The sequence below is a fragment of the Xenorhabdus bovienii SS-2004 genome (assembly GCF_000027225.1).
Taxonomy (GTDB): Bacteria; Pseudomonadota; Gammaproteobacteria; order Enterobacterales; family Enterobacteriaceae; genus Xenorhabdus; species Xenorhabdus bovienii_C.
Map to the genome: position 1 here is coordinate 1,801,601 of NC_013892.1, position 22,912 is coordinate 1,824,512.

Here is a 22,912-nt window from a genome sequence, read left to right on the forward strand (position 1 = left end):
CCTGTTCCTTATTAGATCGTTTTTTTCTTGGTCGAAAATTCTGATCTTGGAACAGGCACTTAGTTCAATTTTTTATCCAGAATTCAGGTTAATTAGCTGAAAATTAAAAATTTATTCTAACGAACGGATGGGACAGGGTATGGACACAAGAAGACGTATTTTTTACTGTTGCTGAAATCAGCCTTGATGGGGTGTAAAGAGGAAACTTTAGAAATTCAGTAGCTTATAAACCTCAGAATGGACAGGGTGTGTCCTGAATATAATGGCAGGTAAGCCAGCTCAGAAGAAAAACCAGTCCCAAACGGCACGGGCAACGGATACCACTGCCTCACGGATAGTACGAATAACCGTTTTTAGTGGCACGGGAATAAATGATGCCGCTTCCGCAGAATCAAACACCTCCCCGATCGCATTACCAAAGCCCTCACGAGCCTGCTTTTTTACCAGTTCACCGCATAACCTCCCGTGCAGTTGTGTCGCCAATGGGCTGGTGGCTCGGTCTGGCAGGTAGCACATCATCGTTTCTACCATTGATGGCAGATTCCATTCTGTTCTCGCTGAGACAGCGCACACCGGATGGAGTGGTGAAAATAACTGACGAATGGATGCCAGCCTGGCCTCAATATTCACCCACTGGTGCGGTGATGGTGCATTGCCGGTGACATACCACTCATGGCTTGGCTCGATTTTGTCAACCTGATTAACGACAAACAGTACCCGTTGTTGGTAGCCAGTCATCACTCGCCGGTAGAAGCGTTCATCCACAGAGAAGGCCCGATCATCGGCTTTGATAACCCACAAGATGAGATCCAGCTCGGGGAGAATATTGCGATATAGAGATTCATATTCTTTATCCCGTTGCTCACTCTCACCTACTCCGGGGAGGTCTATCAGTATCAGGCTATGTTCACCTTTTCTCAGGCGAAATCGCAGTACGTCACGGGTGCAGGCGTGGACGTCACTGATGGGCGTAACCTCCCCCTGGAAAAGCGCATTACACAGAGATGATTTTCCCGCGCCTGTTTTGCCCATGATCCCGATGACTGGTTCGTAGTGAGTGAGCTTTTGAATATGGTCAAGAATATGTTTGCCAATGGCATGGGGGAGTGAAGCCAGCGGTTTCTCGATGGCCTGCAGACCTTCTGATTTTTTCATGAAACGACCTCAGACAGAAAAACAAAACCCCCGAGCCAGGAAGGCTTCGGGGGTGATTCGTTAGGATAATATGTGTCTGAGATTATTTTAAATGTCGGTATCTCTGAATCGGTATCCAGGCGATTGAACCGTTATTCTTGGTTAGTTGCATTAGTAGCTGGAGCGAGATGAATCAATGGATTTTGCATACAAACGCCTTCATTTCCACTAAGCTCTAAAAATAAATTTCACCCACATTCAACAAGTTGATTAACCCGCCATGAGAAAATCTGAGGTTTATATTTCAGTCGATGTCGAAACATCAGGACCTGTGCCCGGAGTATTCAGCCTCCTTTCCATCGGAGCGTGTCTGGTACATCAGGCTGAAGTAGCTATATACCTTGAATTACAACCTGACAGTCCCGAGCACGATCCTGAATCTCTTGCTGTAACCGGGTTAGATCTAATGCAACTTGAACAGGACGGGCTTCCCCCTTCAGCAGCAATGCATCAATTTAAAGTATGGATAGAAAGCGTCATTGATCCGGGACAGAAAGCGATTTTTGTGGGGCTCAATACCCCTTTTGATTGGTCATTTATCAATTATTACTTCTACAAATATGTCGGAATCAATCCTTTTGGTTTTACCGCAATAGATATAAAAGCATATTTCATGGGTGCCTACGGATACAGCTGGTCCGAAACAAAATCATCCCATATGTCAGCCATTCTGAAACCTTGCACTAAGCCAAACCACAATGCGCTTGAAGATGCTCGCTTTCAGGCCGAATTGTTTGCCCTAATGCTTGCCAGGCAAACCGGAGATATTCGCTCAGGTTAATCTGCGCCATTTATCCTCAAAGCTTCAATACAGGTTCCCGCTCTGATAGACCAGGCTTTAACGCCTTCTGGTGAAAGTGAAGTCCCCACTATGACAGCTATGGGGTAGGGTAGCTCTTGGGCATAACGTTGAGCAAAGCGTGCGAAACTCAAAATATCAGTGGAAGAAATCTGCGGGATAACTTGTGGATGTGTATGCCAGTAGCCTACCAGACGTAGGCCTTGGTCATTCGCGTTTTCAATCTCTTCTCTGCAACGTTTAGCATCCAGCTCCAACCAGGTCCTTCCAGCTCTATCGGCATAATGGGGAACAGTTGCAAAAGACAGCAACATGCCGGAAGGGTAAGTGGGGTCGACGAACAGTTGCCCACCTTTTTCTGTAGAAGAGTTATTCTGTCTGTAGCTGGAAAAGACATCGGATACTGACCGGGAAACCATCAGCTCAGTTTCTATCCCAGGCCATATCCAGTGCCATACTGGGCCGCTCATATATTATTTTTCTCAGATTCGGGCCAGCCTCGCTCCAGAACACTCAGGATTGTTCCTTCAGGAAGTTCTGGTCCTAGATATTTCCCGCCACTCAACACTGCATCCTGAGGACGGTAAAGACTGGTCACCCACGCAGGGCCATGCTGATGCGTGTTCAGAAATCTTATGGCTGCTTGTGCTACCATGGCCGCAATATTAGTCATCCCAGCCGAACCACCGGGAATAAAACTTTCCCCACATGCCGGGAGTGGAATAACACCGCCCTCAGGCCAGTTTGTATAACGGTGAATAAAATCACCGTTATCGCTAAACAGGTATCGGCCATCATGTGCCCCTTGAGGAGCAATTAAGGCATGTCCAACCAGAGTATGTGGTTCGCTCCATCCCTGTAATAGACCCCAGGTCGCACCTTCTGCTTTTTTTGTCCACAGTGCAACTTCCGATTCCCAGTCTGCTGTAGTGACAATAATTAAATCTGCCTTTTCAAAAATCTCCGGCTTTAACTCCATAATAAATTGTGCATAAGTATTGAATGCGGCTACATCAATAGTCGGTAAATCCCGAGTGAGCCTGTACTGTAATGCCTGCGCCTTTGGTTTCCCAAGATCATCAGCCCCAAGTATATGTCTGCCCAAATTCGCTGATTCGAGATTATCTGGATCGATCAGCGTCAGTTGCTTCAGACCAGCTCTTACCAGTTGCGACGCCACTGCCCCACCCAAAGAACCAACTCCGACAAAAACAACATGCGCAGTTTCAAGCCCTTTTATTTCATTACTTAGGTCACGAGAATGGATATCTGCACGGTCAATTACATTCAGGCCGGATGAACGAATACATTCCGGTAACTCACCTGAGGCCCGGACAGGCTTACGGCGTGAAGCCCTGAGTCCAAGCTTCGGTCCTCGATCGGTATTATGCCGACGAGCATAGAGGTTCAGTGTGTAAACTGGTGATCCATTATTCCCAGGTAATTCAAGGATGATCCACCTTGCTACCATTGAGCTGCTCTTCTCAAACCAGTCAGATAACTTTTGTGCGTCGCCCTCGGATATATGAGGCAGCAACCATGCAATCAAACCCTTTGGTGTGGGAAATTTGATATCAGGGTAGCTCTCCAGTTTTATATAGAACCCTGCCGCCATGGGTGACCGAACTGTTACAGTTCGCCCGGTCATTCGTTTGAAGTGCTTCTTGATAGCCTCCACGTCAGACGACAACCAGACGGTTTCTTTCCCGGAGGGTATGAGATATCGCGGATCGCTAACAGCAAAAAGCTCTGAAGCCTCTATTGGACGACCCAGCAGAATAAGGTCCTGTAAAGACTTACCATGCTGTCGAATCCAGTATGATGTAATTTCGTTCTGAAATTCAGCCTTTCTCCGCTCAGCATCACTTCCCATCAATGACAATGAAAGGATACTCGTCAGCCGTGAAATACTGTCCCGAACAATGCTTGCAGGGGAGCCTGTAATAGGGCGTTCTTTAAAACCATGAAGACATAACCCGGACTCCATGGCGTGAGGCCAGAGAAGCCAGGGCGAAGGCTCAACGTGGAGCCGCAGGGATTCGGAAGGAAAATTGTTGGGAAAACCAATATACAGTTTCCGCTCTTCACCCGCGCAATCAATCGGCAAAGGAAAGCAAAATGCCGCAGCTTCTCCAGCCCGCACACTGGCGGGCTGGAGCATTCCTGAGGTGTCACCATTTCCGAGAATTTCCCTCAGAGCGGCTATTCCCTGCTGAAGTGGAGTATCTGTTAGTTCAGCCAAGGCGTCCCACCGGTTTCACGTTTACCTGAGACCGGCTACTGCCCGTCGCACTCCCGAAAAGTGCGCCCATTGAGGCTGCATTCCGGGTTACCCCCGCAGCTCGACCCGGCATTGTCCAACTTGCTGGGACCTGCGAATTAATCTCATCAACAAATGCACGCCCGATGCCAAAATTTTCCTTAACTGCCAAGGCGAAGGAATCTGTGGAGGAATAATTCTGAAGCCCAAGATTCACGGCTTGACTGGCGTTTTCATGCCAGTCATAGAAAGCCCGACGATAAAATGGGCCTTCCCCTGGACGATTCCACTTCTCAGCAAAATTCTCACCGCTATCTCGCGGATTACAAATCATATATTCGTGGCCGTTGAGTCGAATAAATTGCGGCATTATGCGCACAATCTCAATGATAGCCTCCAGAGGCGTAAAAGGCCGCTGTTGAGATTGTTTCACCACGTCCAGATACGCGTGAGTTGCCAGCGTTGTGATTACTGCAGATATTGGGCGATTCTTTTCATTTTTCGTCCGGATAGCCCATTCATCGCGATGACGTTTCAGCAGTTTAATACTAGCACGCAGCGGATCCTCCTTCTGATAATCTCCATACTCGGGTAGAGGCTCCTGGGTAGCAGAATCCGCTGTCGCAAAACTTTTGTTAAGCGCAACATAACTTTCGAGCATAACTTCCAGGCTGGAAGCATGATGGAGCCAGTCGGAATAAGGAATGGGGCTACTTGCCTTCCATCCGAGCTCACGATCGGGAACTTCAAGCATGCCAAGCCCGTTATCCTGTTCATTCCAGAAGCAGGCACGTGCCGGGGTGACATCGATATGAAAACCGGGGTTTTGATCGGCGTAAACGATTCTTACACCGCGACGAAGTTGTTGGATATCCCCCTGTACCCGGCTTCCCTCTTTAAAACGCTTTTCGATCGCGTTTAATACTCTTCCTGCATCCACGCCTTTGGCATGTGGCAACCAGACAATAGCATCCGCATCGATAGTCCCCAAGTCAGCTGGAGCATCGGGTACCGGATTTATAGTTGTTTTTAGCCGCATTGACCCCTGAGGAAAAATATGAGCTTCAGCAAGAAGAGGATCGTCAGATGCAGAAAGGATGCTCTGCAATTGGTCATAACGACCATTGATCTTCTCGTACTGAGGTTCTGATAGCGAGATTTTTCTTGCTGCGCGAAGGAGAAAATACTCCCAGCTGCTACGTTTCGTTTGTTCATTGTTCATCACTATAGCTCCTGAGAATGACCAATAGTCAGCATTGGCCTGAACTGGTTCTGACTCATGTTTTCACGGTCGAATATGACATACGGATGTTGATGCTGTGTTGTTAACAAAGCACCGAACTCGATGGCTAAAGCTGCAGGAATAGCGGCAAAAACATGGATTGCTTCATCAGTGCTTGCTTCAAGCTGGCTTAAGCGTTTCTGTAGCTCATCACGAAAGGCATGGATCACCTCACGGCAGCTGACTATTGCATACCCCGGTTCAGGAATAGTGAACTCAGCAATGCGGACATCAGGTATAGCTGTCATGACATCACGCGGCGGGATCTTGGCAGAAATAGAAATAACAAGAGCCAATGGGCCTTTCCCTTCAGGAGCCGAAGAAAACAGGAAATCAGGAGGCTCAGCTGATTTATCCGGCCAGCGTAGACCATGCGAACGGCTCATTGAAAAAAGAAAACGTTTCGTACGATCGCCAATGGCTTGCCCGAGTAACATTAATGCAGGAATATCAGCGACGCCAATAACCGCTAATGCTGGTAAATCTCCATACATCCCACCACGGCGTGCCAACTCACCAGCTAGTTTATAGTGAATGTCATCTTTCACATTCTGCCAGTAGTATAAATCCCTGCCCCTGGGACCTGGTGCTGGGAAGATAATGTTAATCGGGTGCCCAAAAGCGGTTAACCCCTCTGAAGACATCACCATTAGCAAATCACCGACAGGAATGTTGTTGGTAGTGGCAAAGTGCTGGCTTTGCACAATAACAGGAATAGCTCGACCTTCTCTCGGCGAAGACGCTGCCAGCCTGATACGCTCCAGGCAGGCCTGATGCAACCCGCTTAAATCATTTTCAGGGTAGCCGTCTTCGTCCCGATCAATCCTGTCATGGCAACCAGGGCACAAAAGCATTAGGTTGGCGAAATCATTTGTGAGTGCCAGAGCTCGATCACCACTATGATCAACGTTTCCTCGGGGCCCTTTAGGACTTGCCGGTAAAATATGGGCAACTTCTCCCCATCTCATTGGTGTACCAACTCTGTAATCATGAGTCAGGTCGACTCCACAGAGTTCACAATGGCCTGCGGTCCGGATCCAGACAATACGTTTCACTTCGTCAGTTGTATTAAAACGCCCGCCAGAAGTACTCGTTTGTTCTTTAGTATTCAAAGCACTGTCCCTCCGGAACTCTTCGGTTTGCGGCAAGCCGTGCAATGGGGAATAACTAGGACTTTGCCCTTTTTCGGCAGAATCACCTTACCCGTCTTTTCATGAATGGCTTTTGTAGCAAAAGTGATTTCACAATCCGGTTTACAGCGTGGGCAGTAGGGTCATGTATTAAATGATTAGATTAGGTATTAAAAATAATGTTCACGTTCAATAAAGGTTCCTATCACTTTATCGTGCATTTCTTCCGATTTTGAATACCCAATGGTTTTTCTATTCAGCCTTTTGATTCGGGTACGATGCGTTAAATTCGTTCTCTCTATACGCTGAGTAAACGCCTTTCCAGTCAAGTGCTCTTCCTCGGGAAGTGGGTCATAAACAACATAGTCATCCGTGCAGTAAAACCGAATAGTAAAGGAAGATAAGAGGGTAAGCAGCTTGTCTAACGTTTTTCGACTGCGATCGCCAAAAACATGAGCCACTATTCGCTTCAGGCGGGGTTCCCAAGCATACCAAAGCCAGCGTTGGTTTTTCTTATTGCCGACAAACGACCATTGCTCGTCGATTTCACAGACAATCTGGATGCCACATTCCGCAAGGGGAAGTGTCGTTACGTTTCGGGGTCTGAGGTTTTTAATGTTTTCATGACGGTGGCGGTGGCGACTTTCAGGATCCGAGCGGTGTCACGAATTCCCCCGTTATTCATCGCGATATCGACAATCTGTTCTTTAACGCCGGGTTTGCAGGCCTGATAGGTATACGCCAACTGAAAGACCTTACAGCAGCTATAACAGCGATAACGAGGATGTCCGCCATTTCCTTTCCCATGTCCTTTGACCTGTTCTGATTTGTGGCAATAACGGCAATAGACATCAACTTTGGCCATACTTCATCCTTAAAAAGCCGGAAGCATATCACAGCAACTAACCATTTAATACATGACCGGCAGTAGCCCATTCGTGGCGTGGTCATATACCACTCCTTGTGTTGCACGGAGTGTCATTTCACCGGAGGCAGGCTTGTCGGCTACGCAATAATTAACGTATACTCAACATTCTGATCAGCAAGACTCAGTGGTGAATGACGTTCCGCAGAGTTTTTGTTTTTCTGGTGAAGGACTGTTTGCAGACAGTCCTTCACCGTCCCCTCAGAAATAATCCAGCCAGACCAACAACTTCACCTGAACGAACCTTCCTGAACTATCATGTCGATATGATTACTTTCTCGACAGAATCGATCCTATCTCATTGCTTAAAACAGTGCAACATGAAATAATGCACGGTATATTTAATGTATCATAACCTGGAGCGTATCGATGACAAAGTTTCATGACGTTTATCTGGAACTGCTGGTCGACGCCTATTCTCTTCCCCAGGCGGAACGACTGGCGTACATAGACCTCTGCATTCGCTACCTTGGCAGCATTTCCAGAGCTGAAATTATGGCTGAGTTCAAGGTTGCTCAGGCAGCAGCATCAAAGGACCTTGCTCTTTATCGAGAGTTGAAACCAGATAACTGCAGCATTGATACCGCAACCAAAAGGACCACTATCCTCGCGGACAGCTATACCCCTTTGGTCAGGATCGGCGTTCATACAGCACTTAACCTGATTCAATATGGATTTACGCGCTCCGAATTAATGCAAAAGCGGCCCATGCTACCTATTGATGAAGTGGACCCACTCTATCAACCGGAACGTCTCAAAGAAGAACAGGTGGCTGCGGTAACCCGAGCAATAAAGGAACGGTGCGCCATTAGATGCTCATATGGTTCAAAAAGCGGAGATCACAGGGAAAGGATACTGTTTCCATCAGCATTGTTTGTTGACCGTAAGAACTGGTATTTCAGAGCCTACGATCGAAATAACGGAGAACCGAATCGCAGTGGATTTAAAAACTTTAAGTTTTCCAGGCTCTTCAATGCTCATAAGGAACCATCCGTCTCACCGACTCTGGCTGAGAAGACGGACATAGAATGGAATGAAGAAATCACTTTTATTATTGAATTTAAAAAGAATCTTCCAAAGGAAACGATTAATGAAATATCGCGTGAGTTTTCAATAAATGGCAGCGTGCATTCTGTTACCTGCCGGGCAGCTTTAGCCTGCTACGTGAAGACCAACTGGAAAATTGATTTAACCAATAATGAAAACAACCAGTGGCTGTACTTTGATGTACTGAATGCTGAGGCGTTGTGGGAAGTTCAGTGTTTAGCACCATTGTTTGAACAAAAAAACAGTTAATTATTATAAAAGATTGATTGTGGCTGCTTTTGCAGCCACCCCTTGATCTTTTTCGGGCTGTTCCCATCTTAACTAACATGCCATTGTTGGCTTATCTCCTGCTCAGTAGCTTTGCAATAAAGCTCATCCATCACATCCCTCTATCAGTCTCCTGCCGGAAAATATACCGCAAGAATCAGTACTGTTATTCGTAATAAATACGGATTTATAGTCGGCATCACCTTTTGAGGTGGCTCGCTTGTTTAGAATGAGGCTGTTATCTGTTTGTAATTTAGAGGGATATATGGCAGCAGAGAATCGTTCAAAATTGCTTCGCATGACCATCCGGAACATTGGATGTATCGGGAATGAAGGCATCGATATTGCACTTGATAACATTGTTTGTCTTGTAGGTAAAAACAACGCTGGTAAATCAACAGTCTTGCGAGCATATGAGTTAGCTAAGGGTCCAACAGCATTTGATGCCAGCAGCGATCGACATCAGCATGCCTCAGAGGATGAACATTCAGAAATTTTGCTCGAAGTTCACATTCCTGACGGTATTGGTAATGTAGATGCAAAATGGAAGCAAGAAAGAGACGGTTTTCTCGTCGTTAAAAGCCGTTGGCAGTGGAAAGCACCTGATTTTTTGAAAGTCCGTACAACCTGGGATCCTACCGCTGGAGAACATGGTGAAGGGGACTGGGCAGAGGACACTAAAGCAGGCGGCGCTGATTCAGTTTTCAACTCACGTCTGCCAAGACCTTTGCGTATAGGATCTCTGGATGATGCAGGTAAAACAGAAGATGTGCTTTTGAGTTTTGCTCTCGCCCCTTTACAAAAAGAGCTTGAGAACGCGCGGCTTAATCCCGAATCGTCATTAGCAAAAGCGATTGAAAGTGTTTCCGGAAGTATCAACTTGCTTAGTGAACAGCATCAAGAACATTTTAATGGTATTGCGGGCCGAGTTTCCGAAGGATTTAAAGGTATTTTTCCGGGGCTGGATGTTAGTCTGAGCATCGGTGCCGCCCCTCTGGCTCCTAAAGTTGCGGATCTCATCAAGAATGGCTCCAGTTTAAAAATCACTGACGGGAGGGCTAATACCTCTCTTAGCCAGCAGGGCACAGGCGCTCGCCGCGCACTATTCTGGTCAATGTTGCAAGTTCACAATGAACTTAATCGCGACAAAGAAGTACGTGCTGAATTCCGCAAGCGGCTTGAGAAAGAAGTAACTGAACTTGAGAAGAAACTAAAAAAGCCGCCTAAAAACGCTGATTTGAATGCCCTTAATGATGAGCTTATTCAGGTTAGAGCCCAACTGGATGCCCATGATAGTGGTGCTCCAATCCCTGATAGCCCTGATGATCCAGCTTTTCCTGGCTATTTACTGTTAATTGATGAACCCGAGAATGCCCTTCATCCCATGGCTGCTCGTGCAGCACAGAGACACCTGTATCAGTTGGCTAAGAATCCAGACTGGCAGGTGATTATGACTACCCACTCTCCGTGTTTTATCAATCCATTTGAAGATCACACAACCATTGAGAGGCTTGAACGCGATAATTCTGAAGAAAATTCAGCAGTTACACCAAGAACTTACCGCTCTGACCATATAGCTTTTGAGGGGGATGAAAAACAGCGCTTGCAGGCATTGCAACATATCGAACCCAGCTTTTCAGAGGTATTCTTCGGTTCTCATCCAATTCTCGTTGAAGGCGATACCGAACATGCAGCATTTATGACCTCGATCATCGAGCGTGATAATGCATTGATGGATCAGATTGCGGTCATACGAGCCAGAGGGAAGGCCATACTAGTACCGCTAATCAAGGTACTGACTCACTTCAAAATCCACTTCAGTCTTGTCCATGATTCGGATTCACCTAACCGCTCCGATGGAGTTAAAAATGGAATGTGGACTGAAAACCGAAAAATCCATGAAGCATTGTGCCAAGCCAGAAACGCGGGGCTAACAGTCCGCCATCGAGTCAGTGTACCTGACTTCGAACGCTTCCTTGGTCACCGGGAAGCATACAAGGATAAGCCATTGAATGCTTACCTGCAGATCAAGTTGGATGATGGGTTAGCGAAACGGGTTCAGAGGCTCATGGATTCCCTTCTGAACTCTGATGAGCATTGCTCCTTTGGGAATGAAATCGATCACGATCGTTATATGGAAAAGCTACTGGGAGTTGTTTCTGGGTGGGCTGAGGCGAATGGATATGCGGAGGATCTGCGCTTTAAGAGCCAAAGATAAGAGAAGCGGCATGTATATGATTTTTCTGTGGTAGTAGAAATCTAACGGGGATGGATTACGTCAGAAATGTGGTTACTCACACAGTAGCCACAATTACCTTGCTCGGTACTTGTAAGCAATCTCTAGACATCCCTAACATGCACTTTAGAATGGTATCAATTCAATCCTAAATCCAAAGAAAATCAATGCAATCAATCCAGTTCGACCTCCACAAACTTGGATGGAAGGCTTTCGAGGATCTCGTATCATGTATCTTGAAAGAGACCTTTGGGCAAACATTTCAAGTATTCTCTGACGGCGTTGATGGCGGCCGCGACGGGGCCTTCTATGGCACTTGGTCTGGAACTGGTTTCGGCGATGGCATAAGTAATAGTTTTACTACCCAATGTAAACACACTAGCAAACAAGGTATGAAACTTTCAAAGGGAGTTGTTAGTGATGAACTTCCTAAGATTGAGCGGCTTGTGAGTAAAGGGCTAGCCGATGTGTACCTTCTATTCACTAATTGTTCAGTTTCCGCAGAAACAGCTGCCGTGATGGAAGAGGATATGCGGAAAGCTGGTGTAAAGTTCGCAAAGATTTATGGGGCAGAATGGATAAACCACAGCATATCCTTATACCCAAGCCTTAGGCGCATGGTACCCCGAATATATGGCCTTGGTGACCTTTCCCAAATAATTACTAATCAGGCATTTCGGCAAGCGAAAAGTGTTCTCGATTCAATTGCTCCAGATCTTGCATGTTTCGTCCCCACAGAGGCATACCGCCGTTGTGCACACGCTCTCAGGGATTACGGATTTGTAATGCTGATAGGTGAACCAGCAAGTGGTAAAACGATGATAGCTAACTTGTTAGCGCTCTCAGCGGCTGATGAGTGGGGACTGCAAACGTTGATTTTAAGTTCGCCGGAAGATTTGGATAGGCAATGGAACCCAGATGATCCAGGACAATTTTTTTGGGTTGACGATGCTTTTGGATCTAATCATTGCGACTTTAACCGAGTCCAGGAATGGAATCAAAGGCTCCCTAAGTTGAAAGCTGCTATACACAAGGGAGCGCGAGTGATTTTCACTTCGCGCAGCTATATCTTCCGTGCAGCTCAGAATCGCTTAAATACAAATAAATTCGAGTTATTCAGAGATAGTCGAGTCACAATTGAAGTCGAGAAACTCTCCGATCCTGAAAAAGCCATGATCCTGTACAACCACTTGAAGCTTGGGAAACAGACTAAGGCTTTTCGAAGGGCAATAAAGAGTTTTCTACCGTCAGTAGTATCAGTACCCAAATTTCTTCCAGAAATTGCTCGGAGATTCGCCAATCCGCAGTTCACGAATAAGCTTGTGCCTAACGAAGCTGCAGTCGTTGGTTTTTTCTCAAATCCTACGGGGATCATGGCAGACATTATTGGTGGGCTTGCACCCGCTGAAAGAGCGGCATTAGCCCTTATATTTTCAAATGGAGGGGAGCTACCAATCCCACTTCGGTTTGAAAACCCTCAGACAACCAATATCATCACGTCCATGCAATCAAATCTTGGCGACGTAAAAGCAGCATTGTCAGCATTGGATGATTCACTTATCAGAATAAGTAAAACACAAGACGAACACTACTGGAAATTCCGCCACCCAACCATTCGCGATGCTTTCGCAACTGATGTTTCGGGTAATCCAGAACTCATCGATATCTACCTTTCAGGAGTCACAAAGGAAAGATTAATCGAGGAAATCAGTTGTGGGGATATGGGGATCGAGGGGATAAAACTGGTTGTGCCGCACAGTATGTTCAAAAGTGTTCTGAACATCATCGATCCCAGTGGTAACAGAGCCCTCATCAGTAGGCCAATACTCACTTTTTTGGCAAGCAGATGTTCAATTGAATTCTTGGGGCTTTATTTCAATAGCGGCGAAGCAAAGACTTATTTGCTTGATTTAATCAGCTCTGCGAGAACATACGATAATAGCCTGACAATACTGAGTAGGCTGAATGTAAATGGTCTACTCGGGGATGACCTCAGAAGAAAAGCACTGGACAAACTGAGCGCCCTTGCCGCAATAAACCATTCAGATTGTTTCATTGACGCCGACTTTGTCGGAGTTTTACTCTCAAAAGAAGAGAATGAAGCCAGGCTTTCTGTCCAAAAAGTCGAGTTCTACTCTAACATGAATGAAATAATCCAAGATATAGAGGACTCTTGGGCTACAGACGATGATGTAGACGAAGCATTTTACGATGTCACACGCCTTTTGGAGCGATTTCGTGACGAGAACAATGAATTATACTGTGAGGATTTTTATGATAAAGATGAATGGCAAAAATCTGAACAATTTACTCGTGAAATCGAAGCCAAAAAAAACAGGATGAAGCAGAAGCAATCCGAGGCTGTGGATTACGAAGAATTAGAAACAGAAGAAGCCCAGAGTGCAAATTTGTCATCAGGTAGGAGTATTTTCGATGATGTTGACGAATAGAATCTTAGCTCCATCACGAGTGAGATAGAGGGCTTGACCCGAGCTGCTCACTTCGAAATCTTGCCAAACGATAGATAACGGCAGGTGATAATCCGGTCCGCCTAAAAAGCGAGGCCGCACTAGTAGCACGTTGTGGTGTCATTCCGTTGCCAGTATCTTCTGGAAAAACGGTCAGGCATCGATTAAATCGTGGCGGCTCGCGTGAAGGGGATATACGAGGGTTTATAACTTGGGAGCAACATTACAGTTTTCATAAGCATGAGAGCCTTCCTGTTTAGTGAACGCTCACCATGAGACGAGCATACAAAAAGTATCAGGCTATATGACCAAACCCAACGATGCCACTCCCTCTTGAGGCAGACGCTGATGGGTCGCGAGCAGCATCTTCATTTGTCGTAAAACAAAGCGCGGCATCCAACCACACAGCGACTCAAAATCGAACCGTTCGCTGTTGGCATTTCCTTCAGGCGTCACCCAGCAATTTAAGATCAGTTCATCATAGAGCCACCGATCCAATTGTAGGCTGATATCGTAATCACTAAGTAGCTTACAGTACAGCTGATGGGCGATTTTTAAGCCCGCCACATCCAAATCGCCAAAATAGAGCAGTTGTTTTACCTGTTCGACCTTGAGAAGTTGTGACACGCACTCTGCTTGGCCTGACACTTTGTTTCCCGCGCCATAAATAACCAGTGACCAGTGAGTCTGAACTCGATTAAGTTGGCAAAGTCGATAATACACATCAGAGTTTTCAACAATGATAGCCGGAAGATCGCGGCAACCTGATGACTCATACGGTAAAGGCGGAGCACGTCGAAACGCGCCCATATCAGCCAAAGTCAGTGTGACATGCTTCCAGCCGTCAGGCGGCATGGAATCCAGTGCTTTTTCATCACCAAATATAAGCAGAGACCGCTCACGGTGTCCGAGCAAGCCCGGAAAGAGTGGCTTGTCGCCCTTAGTTTGGCGAAAGAGATATGTATTCAACTGTTGTAAACGTGCCTTGATTGGCAGTGGCAGTTGCCCTGTAATACGTTCCGCCAACCAGGGATGCCAGGCTATTTCTGATGCAGTTTTTGTAGGGACGATGGCACCTTCGTAAACAAAAGTATTTGGTAGGCTCATACCCCGCCAGTAGCGATGCCAGCTAGCTTTATGCTTAGGCTGAGCCCGCCAGTCCCCTTCAAGCAGTTGCGTAACGGCCTGACTCAATAAACTTGGAACATCCTGGCGCAAAGCCTCTTGGCTATGTGTTTCTAATATCTCATCCAGAATCGCATTGGCTTTAACTGTTCGGACGGCCTTACCGGCTGCAAAACGGTGCTTATTTGCTGTCGACTCCAGCCGGGATAGCCAGATCATTACGCTACTCATACCATATCTACCTTAAAAGACTGGTTCGGACTTTGGCTTAGCAACCAGGGAAGCCGACCACAGGGCGTGGCGTTCTTTATCAACGGTTACCAGATCGCGCCGCCTCAGTTTCTGAACTTTGTTCAGGAAGAGATGGTTATCAAACATCGACTGGGCGTTTTCATCCGAGATGCCAGTCAAGTAGATGAGCTGGATTTTATAAGCCCTGGCCATTTGGGTTTGAATTCGCATCAAGTCATCAGCATTCGATTTGCCCAACGGGTTGTCGGCCAGTAAGAATCCTGCACTTGAAATACCCGTATCGTATTCACGCACTTTGCCGACTGTCACAAACAGCAAAAAGGCAGATGTGAGGCGCTGCCCACCTGAGCCTTCGAGCCGGGTGACAGGAGTCCATTGTGGACGACTGGCGTTCGTCTTCAGCAGACGTACTTCCAGCTCTCCTTCGCCAAATACCGACTGAACCAAATCTGCTGTCAAGGCATCCCGGTTTGGCGCACGGGGTACCTGCCCTCGGGCTATCCACTGCTGTAAGCGGCCACTGGCAAAACCCCTGAGATCAGCTGTGACATCACGGAGCCGGTCAGTCATTTTGATAATGGGCCGACCAGGCAGTACAGGACAGTCATCAGGAATTTTGACCGACATCGCGCGCTTGAGGAGTTTTATCGCCCCCTCCAGATGTGCAGTCAGATGGGTGACAGTCAGTTCAATCGAACGCTGGAATTGTTCCAAGCTGTCCTGCACCGCTTCGAATACCTGCGTGATCCCTGTACCGACCCTGTCCAAGTCGCCCAAAACTTCATGATAAGTTGCGACTGAGTCCAACTGTCGTAAGTATTCCTGACTGGCTCGGATATCTGGGCCCTTAGCCAACTCTTCTTCGATTCTTTTGCGGAAGTGTCCCCAGACCGTAGCGACACGTATACTTTGCTGTTTAAGCGTTTCTTTTAGGCTTGCGTACATTTGGCATTGCTTACTCAGCGCGTCAGCATACTCAGTGATACTCAGAATCCTACTAGGCAGACCCGCCGCAGAGCTCGGAGTTATGGACTGGATCGTCGCCTGAGCTGTTTTGGCGTTCTGTAGTCGTTCTTTCACATTTTCCATCTTCTTCAACAGCAGCGCTTTTTTCTCCAGTTGGAGTTTGAGCTGGTATTCAGTTTCATGGAGGCTGTTGGCGATTTCAGCCAAAGACGTTTGGATTGCCTCTATTTCGACGGGTTTCTCTTTCCACACAAAGTCCTCATCAAGCGCGTTGCGGGCATTCGCGCAATTTTGGGACAAATTTTGCAGAGTTACCTTCGAGTTAATTAGATTCTGCGTGAATTGCCTCTGCTGTTCGTTAAGGCGTGTGATGCGGTTGTTAATTACCGCTAGCTCATTGATAGCCTCCGCTTTTACCTCATCCGGATATGCACTGTAGATGGGTTGAGCTATCAAACGCTCAGAGGCGTAACGTTGTGCCTGTTCAGCATCTTTCCGTTGTTTCTTGAGGGCGGTAACCTGATCACCGTTGGCTGCTTCGAGTAATTGTTTGAGCGCCTGAGCAGCCTTCTCATGGGCATCTTTGGGGCTTCGTCCTTCCATACCTTCAGTCGCCGTAATCTCTGAATAGAACGGCTCGTTGGATAGATTATTCCATTCGCTAATCTGGATACTTATACAGGTTTGTTCGGCGCTCTTGTTATCCGCGAGCTCTTTCTGCCGCTCTTGCGCCTCCCTCAGGTTAACAAGAGTCTCCTCGCTTCGCTGAATCTGCTCGGCTAGCTGTTCCAGTTTCATTATCGCCGTTTCACGCTTCGCCCATTCCATTTCAACAAAACGGTTCAGTTTATCACGTGCTTTTTCGGCCTGAATTTTTTGCTGTTGAGCACTGTTTAACCGCGCCAGAGCATCAGCCTTCTCGTCGCGCAGTGTTTGCGCATAATGCTCCGCCTGCTTAAGTGCTACATCAGCATTTTCCAGCAGTAAGCGAGCCTGCTCGCGGTGATCAACTAGTCTTGCCCAATGCTTACCATACTGATCGTAATGCAAACGCCAGTCACCCCTGAAAGATTCCAGTATATTAAAGGCGTCCTCCACAGCCTTCACACTGGTCTCCTGCGACGCTACAGTGTCCTCCAACTCTTGCAACCGGGCATTGTAAGCGGCCTTGCTATAACCGTGTTTATCGGGGTTTGAGAGGACGACCTGCACCAATTCAGGCGTTTCCCTGCGGAGATCCTGTGCTTCATCCAGCAGATGAATAGCAATAGGTGCTTTCTTCCAGGGCAATTTCTCACTGATTTTGTGGACTAACTCAAAAGTTGCATCATCAAGTGCGACCAGGCTCAGGTAGCGGCCTGGATCATGATCGATCACTGCAGCGATACTCTCCGCCTCATCGAGGAAGACAGAGGCCAGATAGTGGGGAAATGCCCAGAGCTTATCCCGTGCAATGCCCGCCGCATAGAACGCTTCAAGCGCCTGATTGTTCTGCTTAGTGACCAGTTCATGCCCCGTCAGTTTTAACTCTTCCAGTTCGTGCTGTGCTTGCAGTAAGCGCTGTTTCATTTCATTCAGCGTTTGAGCATTCGCATTCAATACCTTCTCGAGCTGTAATCCGCACCGCTCGTTGTGCCAACTTATGTCCTCAACATCAAGATCATGTTGCGTTGACGCTGGTAGTGTTTGATAGGTTTTTACTAAGCCCTGCGCGCTATCCATTGCCAACTGGTGATTTAGATCTGCTTGAGTGCACGTCTGCTGCGCCTTACTTTGCTCAACTAACGCATTTGTCACGACATTCTGCTGCGCTTCCAGCGCCTGCTCTTTCTGATAATGATCAGTATTAGCCAGCTCTTCACTCTGCTGCGCATCATGTAAGGTTAATTCCAGTCGGTATTGAGCAACACTAGGCGTTTCTCCCTTTTGGATCAACCCAACTTCACAAAGTTTTTCCCGTTGCAATTCACCCTGGCGTTTGTCTATTTTATATCTGTCACGACCCACCTCCAGGCCGCCCAACTTCTTTTGTAGCTCGTCGTATGACTGTCTAAGGGCATTACTTTCCTTGCTTATCTGCCCTTGCTCTTCCACAAGTTTCGCCTCCTGCTGGCGATGCCTGTTGATTGCCCACTCTAATACGCCCAAGGCCTCACCAGCAGTACGCTCAAAAATCACCTGCAGTGGCCTTTCCGTTTCACTTTGGAATACCTTCAGATCTTCGTCTGCCTGACGGTACGCATCCCGCACCTTCGCATAAGCTTTGTAGTCTATAGCAGTACGAGTAATATCAATTTGACGTTGATTGGCATCGGCTTCATCTTTAAGTGCGTCGACCTTGGTTTTTTGTTTGTTGAGCTGATGCTGCGCGAAATCATATTCAAGCAGCGTTCTGCGCTTGCCCAACTGTTCAAGCAGAAACCTCTTCTGGTCAATGTATTTTTGCAAGTTTCCCGTGTCTTCTTCTAGTTGTATCTGTTCAATCTGAGCTTCCCCAATAAAGGCTGTGAGATCGCGCATTGATTCGCGGAAACCGTCATCCAACAGTTGCAGCTGCGTCTGAGTGCTTTCCAGTTGTTTGGCGGGTTCAAGAAACGTCTGCCAGTTAGCCAGCACGTCCTTGAGAAATGACTCGTTACGACGGATACCTTCCAGCTCTCCCTGACGTTCAACTTCATGCGCTACCAGTTCCCGCAACCGCTCAGCTGCATCTTTAGACATGGTGCAAGCAAAGAACGCACCAAGGAAATCATGCTCAGTTTTGTATTCAATAAAACGGGTCAAGCCACCTTCTTCGGAGTTGAAAGTCACCATTGTTTTGATGAGATCAACGTTGATTTGTTGTTCCAGCAAAAATGTGCGCCATTCACTCTGCCTGGAGGTTTTGCGCCAGTGCATCCCCCCCTCGCCGCCCGCTTTGAGATTAAGCCAGCTTTCGAAGCTGTGCAGGCTATTAGCGTAGGAACGTAGCTCAGAATCGCGTTCCGCGCGGGAATAAGAAGGGACTTCGTCAAATGGCGCCCCCAACAGGGAGTCAGGCGCATCACAAATAAACAGCGTGCGGTCAACATCATCCCCATTGCGCTGATGAGCATGCCCCAGTAATAACGTTTGGCCTGATTCATTGACCATCTCTACCAGGATAACAGAGAGCTCTTTATAGAAATAATTGCGGTAGTGGTATTCACTTTGCCGACGGTTAGCCAAGTATTGGGTGAAATCACTAACGGAGGGCTCAAAAATCGATAACAGTAGTGCGATGTAAGTTGACTTGCCACCCCCATTAACAAGCTGTTGATAGGTACTGGTCACCACCTTCGCATTCCTGACGGGCGAGCGCTGCCGTTCAATAGCAGGACTATCGACTGCTTGAGACAGGCCAATATAGTCCAGCGTGAGGTCTTTGTAGAAAGCTTCTTCATGGCCTGCGCCATCTATATAAACCCGTTTAATCAGCCACATATTTAAATCTCCAGCAAGCGTTGCGTATCTGAGGTTCCAGTGGGGGCAGGTCGTTCATTGACCGGAGGGAACCTTGGGGTGCCTACTAATGCAGCGATATCGCTTTCAACTAGATCTAACGACCGATCTTCTGTGGCTGGACTGATGCTCATCACAAAACGCACCGTCTCTTCGATGCCGGTATGGCGCAGATAGTGTTTGAGCTTTTGAGTCGGATACCAGTCGGACTCACCCGACAGACTGCTGTCTTCGGCCAGAAAACCTTCCTCCTGCAGCAGCTGTATCCAGCGCGTGGCCATTTCTGTTTGTGAGCGAATACTCGAGACACGGCCCACCTTTTCGTCGTGAATGCGAGGAATGCGTTCTTCCTGCACAAACCTGGCCACCGTTAGTAGACCGTCGACGGTATCGTCGCCCTCGGCCTTGCGTTGTACAATTACCTGGTCGGCAACATCATTGAGCCTGGCCACTACCGAGGCAGCATTAATGGCACTACTCTGACCGAATTCGACACGAACCGTGTCCGGAATTGGAAACAGCTCGGCCAGCAGCGCAATCAGAGTCAAGCCTGCAAACAGTCGCTGCTCTTTGCGTTCTTTACTCAACTGCTCCCCCGTTATTTCTGGCAGCAGGCGCTTGTTCAGCCAACCTAAAGACGGAGCAAATGGGCCTCGGCCATCTGCTGCCAGTAACACCCCGTACGACTCATGAATCCCAAGGTACCGCAATTTCATGCCTGCCGCGACGCCACGGATAATTTCAGCAAACAAGGTATCACCTTGCAGGTCTAGCGCGCGTTGGAGCGGCTCATCTCCCATTTTGTATCCCAGTGAGTTCATAATTGCCTGTGTGGCAATCTCGGCGTAGCGTTTAGCTTGTTGATGCGTGTTGTCGGACATGACTACTCCTCAAAGTGGTGTACGGGAGCTACCGTTAACAGTTTTAAATTGCTAGCCCACCACCGCGCTGTTTCGATAGCGTCACCGCTTATCTCCACCTCTATTGTGGGATCACTGTTAGCCGCCACACTGCCAATATGAAGTAAACAAACCTGTTGTTCTTGTTCGGACAATTCGTCGCACTCATAGGCGTCGAAAACATCTCTAAAGCTCACATGCCCCCGATTCTTCAACCGGTCACTCACCCAATCACTGCATTTCTTAATGACAGATTCAGGGATCCCACGCAGGGTAGTTTCAATAGCTACGGGCTGGTCGGTAGGGTCCTGTATCTCATGTGGCAGCGCTTGTTCAAATCTATCAAGATAGAGATTCAGCAGCGCCTCAAGGTCAAAGAGGATGTGTCTATCATCATCCTGACTTCGGGGAGCCAGCACGCGCGTGATGAGATCATCTATTTCCTTTTCGACAATGTCGGGGGAATGTAACAGCAAGGGTTTGAGTGCACCTTTTTCCAGCGTTTCACGAAAAAGGGTGTTATCTCTGGGAATAATGAGTTTCAGGCGAGCTCGCTCAAAATCTTTGTTCACATCATGTAAGCAGTCTTGATAGCGCTGAGTAAATATGCAGACATCGGCAAAAATCTCTTGCGCATTACGCAGCTTATTTAATTTATCGGGGTGTAATTCTGAGCGTCCATCAACGAGCATTTCCGTAATGGCCGACATCGTGGTCCGAATATGCTCCAGCACTTCCCCAGTCTTATCAAATGAGTCATTAAGTACCGGACGAATATCACGCGCATAGGATGCACTCAAATCACCAGACTGAGCGGCGCGTACTTTCATCCGCATCCCAATCAGATATTGCTCCAGTTGCCTCTGAGTTGACTGAATCTGATGCACGGCCTTGTCGATCTCACCGCGACGGATGGTTTTTAACGTGCGCCAGGCCAGAATAGCCGCGCGCTCAATCGGCGTTTCATCCAAACGGAGGGTATAGAACAGCATTCCTTCATCGGTCAGTGACCAGAGAATTACATCTGAGCCGGATAGCTGGTCGTAGCGGACCAGACGGACTATCTGTTCTTCGGAATGCGTTCGTTGCGTGAAATCGTAATAACGGAGACGGAAAGGGTCTTTAATCGCTGCAAAAATCTTGCTGGCAACCTGCGCGTAGGCCGAGGCTTCTTGTCCCGGATAAGCTTCATTTAGGTGCCCAACCAGGCATAACTCCGCTTCTTTCCGCGTCATACCGGGTTGGCGCTCGCGGTCAGCATAATAAAGCATAGCGTCAAAGAGATGCATAATAGCCGCCAGCGCATCAAGCTCGACGCCTTCCCACGGATTGCGCTGTAGGGTGCGATAGATTGAATCCAGCGTCCGCACGACCAGCAATGCATGAGACTGAATAGTCAGCTCGCGGCGTGCCATAGATTCATTACGAGCCTGCTCCAAAAACTCTAGCGACATAGTATTCTCCCTAAGTAACAGGGCCACTATAGTACGGCAAAATAATTTAGGCAAAGAAACTTTGCCTAAATTTTTAAAGTAGCAATGTTATTTGTTTTGAAGCAGTTCACCTCCTATACTGAATCCATACATCAGATTGCCAATAATTAACCTGCAAAGACAAAACAAAACTGGTATGTATTACTCAACGTTTCTTGAGAAACACAAAACATCCCTCAGCCACGCACAGTGGTTGCGTTTGCGCTATATCGAGCGCCAGCTACTATGGGAGCGAAAAGTCACTTCACGCATGATTGCTGAAGAATTTGGTGTCTCAGCGCAGCAAGCCCGTACCGACGTACGAACCTACCTTGAGATAGCACCAGGTAATGCTTTCGAACAGGGAGGCGGCCGAAAGGGATATTTTCCCAGTGAGACGTTTGTGCCTGTTTTACTGGGAGACAACGACCTAATATGGCGTGCGACGGCTGAGTTTCAATCGCCACAAACGGCTCACGCGCAGGAAATTCCACTCATACATCGCGCAGTGCATAGCCGCACACTGGCAATTTTTTTGTCAGCGATCGAGCTGCGGGGCCAAGTGCAAGTAGTCTATGCGTCAATGGAAAACCCTGAAGGCACGTCCCGTACACTGACCCCTACGATTATTATTACCGTCAATGGCCGTCAGCATGTACGTGCCTATGACTGGGACAGTTCTACGTTTAAGGACTTTGTTTTGGCGCGATTTCTGGGCTTACCGGAACTGATTGTCCCAGCTGCAGCCCCACCGCGTGAAGACACTTCGTGGGAGATCGCGATCCCTGTACGTTTTATTGTCAACCCAGCTCTAAGCGAGGCGCAGCAGGAAGTGATTGAGCGAGACTACATACTCGAACCACGTGAGTTCACTATTCGCGCACCGATGATTTTTTATTTGTGCCCCGAGAACAATCTGCCTAAAACCGACGATGAATATGCACAGGCTACAGATCCCAGTGGTCAAGGCCCCTTTGTCTATCCAATTCTTGCTGTGCATACCCAAACAGGTGAGCCTATTCACAAATACCGCCATGCAGGCGAGAGATAGCCCTTCTGTTTGCTAATTTATTGCCATGCGCTGTTACTGGGCGGATGATGGCCTGGAGA

15 protein-coding genes and 1 pseudogene are annotated in these 22,912 nt (G+C 47.7%); 6 read left to right on the forward strand and 10 right to left on the reverse strand.

The genetic code is table 11. The features are described from left to right. Positions 1-279 precede the first annotated feature (279 nt). A complete protein-coding gene (locus tag XBJ1_RS07915) occupies positions 280-1,155 on the reverse strand; it encodes a GTPase family protein (protein ID WP_012988338.1) in 876 nt (291 codons plus the stop codon). 259 nt (positions 1,156-1,414) lie between these two features. Here XBJ1_RS07915 and XBJ1_RS07920 point away from each other — a divergent pair, with 259 nt between their 5' ends. Then, positions 1,415-1,975 (forward strand): 3'-5' exonuclease, encoded by a 561-nt coding sequence (locus XBJ1_RS07920; RefSeq protein ID WP_012988339.1) that lies wholly within the window; start codon positions 1,415-1,417, stop codon positions 1,973-1,975. Here the strand turns inward: XBJ1_RS07920 and XBJ1_RS07925 are convergent. The 5 genes from XBJ1_RS07925 to XBJ1_RS20705 form a co-directional block, all read right to left on the reverse strand. Next, positions 1,972-2,463, reverse strand: coding sequence for a Mov34/MPN/PAD-1 family protein (locus tag XBJ1_RS07925; protein ID WP_012988340.1), 492 nt, complete (start codon positions 2,461-2,463; stop codon positions 1,972-1,974). The two genes, XBJ1_RS07920 and XBJ1_RS07925, sit on opposite strands and share 4 nt — an antisense overlap. Then, positions 2,460-4,235: a ThiF family adenylyltransferase gene (locus XBJ1_RS07930; protein WP_038198674.1), complete on the reverse strand. Its 1,776-nt coding sequence runs from the start codon at positions 4,233-4,235 to the stop codon at positions 2,460-2,462. Before XBJ1_RS07930 ends, XBJ1_RS07925 begins: the two co-directional genes overlap by 4 nt. Further along, a complete protein-coding gene (locus XBJ1_RS07935; RefSeq protein WP_012988342.1) occupies positions 4,228-5,475 on the reverse strand; it encodes a nucleotidyltransferase domain-containing protein in 1,248 nt (415 codons plus the stop codon). Before XBJ1_RS07935 ends, XBJ1_RS07930 begins: the two co-directional genes overlap by 8 nt. Positions 5,476-5,477: 2 nt before the next feature. Then, entirely contained in the window at positions 5,478-6,647 is a 1,170-nt protein-coding gene (locus XBJ1_RS07940) for an HNH endonuclease (RefSeq protein WP_012988343.1), read from the reverse strand. A gap of 188 nt (positions 6,648-6,835) precedes the next feature. Beyond that, a protein-coding gene (locus XBJ1_RS20705; protein ID WP_143827612.1) for an IS1 family transposase occupies positions 6,836-7,530 on the reverse strand; the annotation gives its coding sequence in 2 pieces (ribosomal slippage) (positions 6,836-7,275 and positions 7,275-7,530; 696 coding nt in all). 429 nt (positions 7,531-7,959) lie between these two features. Between XBJ1_RS20705 and XBJ1_RS07950 the strand changes: the two genes are divergently transcribed. The 4 genes and pseudogenes from XBJ1_RS07950 to XBJ1_RS21350 all read left to right on the forward strand — a co-directional run. Then, entirely contained in the window at positions 7,960-8,886 is a 927-nt protein-coding gene (locus XBJ1_RS07950) for a helix-turn-helix transcriptional regulator (protein ID WP_012988344.1), read from the forward strand. A gap of 283 nt (positions 8,887-9,169) precedes the next feature. Next, on the forward strand, positions 9,170-11,122 hold the full coding sequence (locus XBJ1_RS07955) for an ATP-dependent nuclease (RefSeq protein ID WP_012988345.1): 1,953 nt from the start codon (positions 9,170-9,172) through the stop codon (positions 11,120-11,122). 410 nt (positions 11,123-11,532) lie between these two features. After that, entirely contained in the window at positions 11,533-13,590 is a 2,058-nt protein-coding gene (locus tag XBJ1_RS07960; RefSeq protein WP_230578737.1) for an AAA family ATPase, read from the forward strand. A 74-nt stretch (positions 13,591-13,664) separates the two neighbouring features. Beyond that, positions 13,665-13,793: pseudogene (locus XBJ1_RS21350) on the forward strand (transposase); the annotation flags it as partial. A 115-nt stretch (positions 13,794-13,908) separates the two neighbouring features. Here the strand turns inward: XBJ1_RS21350 and XBJ1_RS07965 are convergent. From XBJ1_RS07965 to XBJ1_RS07980, 4 genes are read right to left on the reverse strand one after another with little or no spacing between them, the layout of a single operon-like run. Continuing rightward, on the reverse strand, positions 13,909-14,952 hold the full coding sequence (locus XBJ1_RS07965; RefSeq protein WP_038198687.1) for a Wadjet anti-phage system protein JetD domain-containing protein: 1,044 nt from the start codon (positions 14,950-14,952) through the stop codon (positions 13,909-13,911). A gap of 24 nt (positions 14,953-14,976) precedes the next feature. Continuing rightward, complete coding sequence (locus XBJ1_RS07970; protein ID WP_012988351.1) at positions 14,977-19,413, reverse strand: hypothetical protein; 4,437 nt, start codon at positions 19,411-19,413, stop codon at positions 14,977-14,979. Between the two features lie 2 nt (positions 19,414-19,415). Continuing rightward, entirely contained in the window at positions 19,416-20,312 is an 897-nt protein-coding gene (locus XBJ1_RS07975; RefSeq protein ID WP_012988352.1) for a hypothetical protein, read from the reverse strand. A 2-nt stretch (positions 20,313-20,314) separates the two neighbouring features. Next, positions 20,315-21,784, reverse strand: coding sequence for a hypothetical protein (locus XBJ1_RS07980; protein WP_012988353.1), 1,470 nt, complete (start codon positions 21,782-21,784; stop codon positions 20,315-20,317). A gap of 136 nt (positions 21,785-21,920) precedes the next feature. Here XBJ1_RS07980 and XBJ1_RS07985 point away from each other — a divergent pair, with 136 nt between their 5' ends. Beyond that, the gene (locus tag XBJ1_RS07985; protein ID WP_232503314.1) at positions 21,921-22,853 is read left to right on the forward strand and encodes a WYL domain-containing protein; all 933 of its coding nucleotides are present in this window, start codon (positions 21,921-21,923) and stop codon (positions 22,851-22,853) included. Positions 22,854-22,912 lie beyond the last annotated feature (59 nt).